At 63.2% G+C, this 3,388-nt stretch carries 2 protein-coding genes and 1 pseudogene; 1 reads left to right on the forward strand and 2 read right to left on the reverse strand.

The window, feature by feature from the left end:
- Window positions 1-74: 74 nt before the first annotated feature.
- Together HT737_RS26300 and HT737_RS26305 are read right to left on the reverse strand one after the other, a co-directional pair.
- A pseudogene (locus HT737_RS26300) lies at window positions 75-1,194 on the reverse strand (P1 family peptidase).
- Window positions 1,195-1,357: 163 nt separating this feature from the next.
- Window positions 1,358-2,473: a polyamine ABC transporter substrate-binding protein gene (locus HT737_RS26305; protein ID WP_182404302.1), complete on the reverse strand. Its 1,116-nt coding sequence runs from the start codon at window positions 2,471-2,473 to the stop codon at window positions 1,358-1,360.
- 111 nt (window positions 2,474-2,584) lie between these two features.
- On the opposite strand from HT737_RS26305, the gene HT737_RS26310 reads away from it, so the two are divergent.
- Window positions 2,585-3,364 carry a LuxR C-terminal-related transcriptional regulator gene (locus HT737_RS26310; protein WP_047295040.1) on the forward strand — a complete coding sequence of 260 codons (780 nt, stop codon included), beginning with the start codon at window positions 2,585-2,587 and terminating at the stop codon, window positions 3,362-3,364.
- Window positions 3,365-3,388: the final 24 nt, after the last annotated feature.

Below are 3,388 nucleotides of genomic sequence, written 5' to 3' on the forward strand. Positions count from 1 at the left end.
TGCGATCTTTTGACCTTGCTTTCAAAAAATCAAAAGATCGCAGCGTGCCGCAGCTCCTACAGGTTTTTGTAGCGTTAGCGTGATCCGGGCCAGCCGGCCTTGGCCAGTGCGGCGAGCAGTGTTTCCTTGTCCAGCCCCGGCACCGCATGCCCGTTGCCCTCGGTGCTCTCGCTGGCGAGCAGGGCGTTGATGATCGCTTCTTCGACCGCTTCGGTGGCGGCCAGGAACAGCTCGCTGATGTGGTCGTTGTTGACCATGCGCAAGCCGTCGCAGGTCGGCGCACCTTTGCCCTCGTAGGCAGCAGGCGGCACCTGTTCGTTGCCGGTGGCGAAGGCGATGAAGATGTCGCCGCTGTGGTCCTCGTTGCCACCGCCGCTGCGCGCCAGACCAAGGCTGGCGCGCTGTGCCAGACGCGTGCATTGATGCGGCAGCAGCGGTGCGTCAGTGGCCAGGCAGACCACGATCGAACCCATGCCCGGATGCGGCAGCGAAGCCCGCAGGAACGGCGAATCCACCTGTTCCATATAACGGCCCACCGGATAACCGTCGACCCGCAACTCGCTGCGAATGCCGTGGTTGGCCTGCACGATCGCGCCCACCGTCCAGCCGCCCTGTGCGCTGCTCAAACGCCGTGAGGCGCTGCCGATCCCACCCTTGAATTCATGGCAGATCATGCCGCTGCCGCCACCGACGGCGCCTTCTTCAACGGCACCGGCATGCGCGCAATTCAGCGCCTCGGCGACATGTTCGGGCTTGACGTGAAAACCGTTGATGTCGTTGAGCAAGCCATCGAAGGTTTCCAGTACAACCGGCATGTTCCAGTAGAGGCGCCCGTCGTCCGGTTGCTGTTGGCGGTCCAGCGCAATCAGTGCATCGCGCACCACGCCGAGGCTGTGGGTGTTGGTGAAGGCGATGGGACTGGTCAGCAGCCCAGCCTCGCGAATCCACTCAAGGCCGGTGGCATCGCCGTTGCCGTTGAGCACATGCACCCCGGCGAAACACGGTTGCTGGTTGCTTGAGCCACGGCGCGGTTCGATCACGGTGACGCCGGTGCAGATGTCGCGTCCGGCGTCGCTGCGGCCACGCACGTTACTGTGGCCGACGCGCACGCCGGGGACATCGGTGATGGCGTTGAGCGGGCCGGGTTGCAGTTGGCCGATGCGGATGTTGAGGTCACGGGGCACGGGGTTTCATGGGTTGTCTCTCTATAACTAGGCAGAAATGAATGAGTGGGGCTGAACACAAAACCCTGTGGGAGCGTGGCTTGCCCGCGAAGGCGGTGTGTCATTCAAAGGAGATGTTGACTGACCCGACGCATTCGCGAGCAAGCTCGCTCCCACAGGGGAAATGGGTTGGGTTACTGGCCGTTCTTGACCTTGCTCCACACCCGCGTGCGCACGCGTTCGGTGGCTTTGGGCAGCGGTTCCAGGGTGTACAACGTGGCCATCGCCGCCGCTGACGGATACACCGCCGGGTTATCCCGCGTGGCTGCGGCCACCAGCGGAGTCGCGGCGCGGTTGCCGTTGGGGTACGACAGGTGATCACTGACCGGCGCGATCACTTCCGGGCGCAACAGGTAGTCGATGAACGCCAGACCCTGAGTGCGGTTCGGCGCATCCTTGAGCAGCACCAGCGTGTCAAACCACACCGGCGCGCCTTCCTTGGGCAGGCTGTAGGCGATCTTCACACCGTTGTTGGCCTGCTCGGCGTTGGTCTTGGCTTCGAGCATTGCCCCGGACCAGCCCACCGCCACGCAGATGTTGCCGTTGGACAGGTCACTGATGAATTTCGACGAGTTGAAGTAGGCAATGTGCGGGCGCAACTTGAGCAGCAGCGCTTCGGCTTTCTGATAGTCCTCGGGATCGGTGCTGTTGGGCGGCAACCCGAGGTAATGCAGGGCCACCGGGAGCATTTCCGATGGCGAGTCGAGCATCGCCACCCCGCACTGACCAAGCCTGGCGAGGTTCTCTTCCTTGAATACCAGATCCCAGGAATCCAGCGGCGCCTTGTCGCCGAGCGCGGCGCGCACCTTGTCGACGTTGTAGCCGATGCCGTTGGTGCCCCACAGATAAGGCACGGCGTATTGATTGCCGGGGTCGTTGTTGGCCAGTTTGCTCAGCAGATCGCTGTCCAGATTCTTCCAGCCCGGCAGTTGATCGCGCGGCAGCGGGGCGAGGGCGCCGGCCTTGATCAGCGTCGGCAAGCTGAAGTTGCTCGCCACCACCACGTCGTAACCGCTGCGGCTGGTCAACAGTTTGCCTTCGAGCACTTCGGCACTGTCGAAGGTGTCGTAAACCGGCTGAATACCGCTGTCGCGCTTGAAATCAGCCAGGGTCGTGGGGCCGATGTAGTCGTACCAGTTGTAGACGTGCACGCTCGGTGCGTCGGCGGCACTGGCAGCGAATGTGACGCCCAGACAGGCGAGCAGGCCAAGGTTGATGCCCCGGTTGATATAGCCACGACGACAACGCATGATGCGGCACTCCTGGCCTGCGGCAGGCCGGTGATTGACAGGAGTGCTCAGCCTATCGGGGCAGGCGCGCCTGACCCATTCCCATCATGGGTTACACAAAAGGGGTAGTGCGTGGACGCGTTGTTGCAGGAGTTGCCGGTGCATCAAAGTCTGGCGCGGGTGTTTGCCGCCGTCGGCCAGGACGCTTTCTGGCGTGCGCTGGTGGACACGCTGCGGCTGCTGGTGCCGCTGGACAACGCATTAGTGGCGCTGATGAAGGCGGGGCAGGCGCCGCAGTTGCTGATCGACTTCGACAGCAAGGGCCGCGCCGACGAGCAGGAAGAGCTGGCCAGCTACAGCGCCGGGATGTACCTGCTTGATCCGTTCTACCAAACCGCCTCGACCGGCATCGCCGATGGCCTGCACAGTCTGGCTTCGGTGGCGCCGGATCAGTTTCTGCACAGCGAGTATTACCAGAGCTACTTTCGCTCGGTGGTCGGTGAGGACGAGTTGCAGTTCATGATCAACGTCGAGGGCGGTGTACTGGGCCTGTCGCTGGGGCGCTCGACGGCTTTCGATCTGGTCGAGCAGGGCCGTCTGTTGTGCGTGCGCGACTGGGTGCTGGCGGCGATGCGCCGTCACGTGCAGCTATTGCCGCCGCAAGGGACCGGCACCGAGCCGGTGGCGGGGGATCTGGCGACGCTGCTTGATCGCTTCGACGCGCGTCTGACCCTGCGCGAAGTCGACACCGCGCGGCTGATTCTGCAAGGGTTCTCCAGCAAGGCCATCGCCCAGCAGATGGGGATTTCGCCGGAGACGGTGAAGGTTCATCGGCGCAATCTCTATCACAAGCTCAACGTGAACGGGCATGGTGAACTGTTTGCGCTGGTGTTGCGTCCACCCATTTCCTGACCCACCAAACCCCTGTGGGAGCTG

The sequence above is a fragment of the Pseudomonas sp. MD195_PC81_125 genome (genome assembly GCF_014060985.1).
In the GTDB taxonomy this organism is placed as follows: domain Bacteria; phylum Pseudomonadota; class Gammaproteobacteria; order Pseudomonadales; family Pseudomonadaceae; genus Aquipseudomonas; species Aquipseudomonas parakoreensis.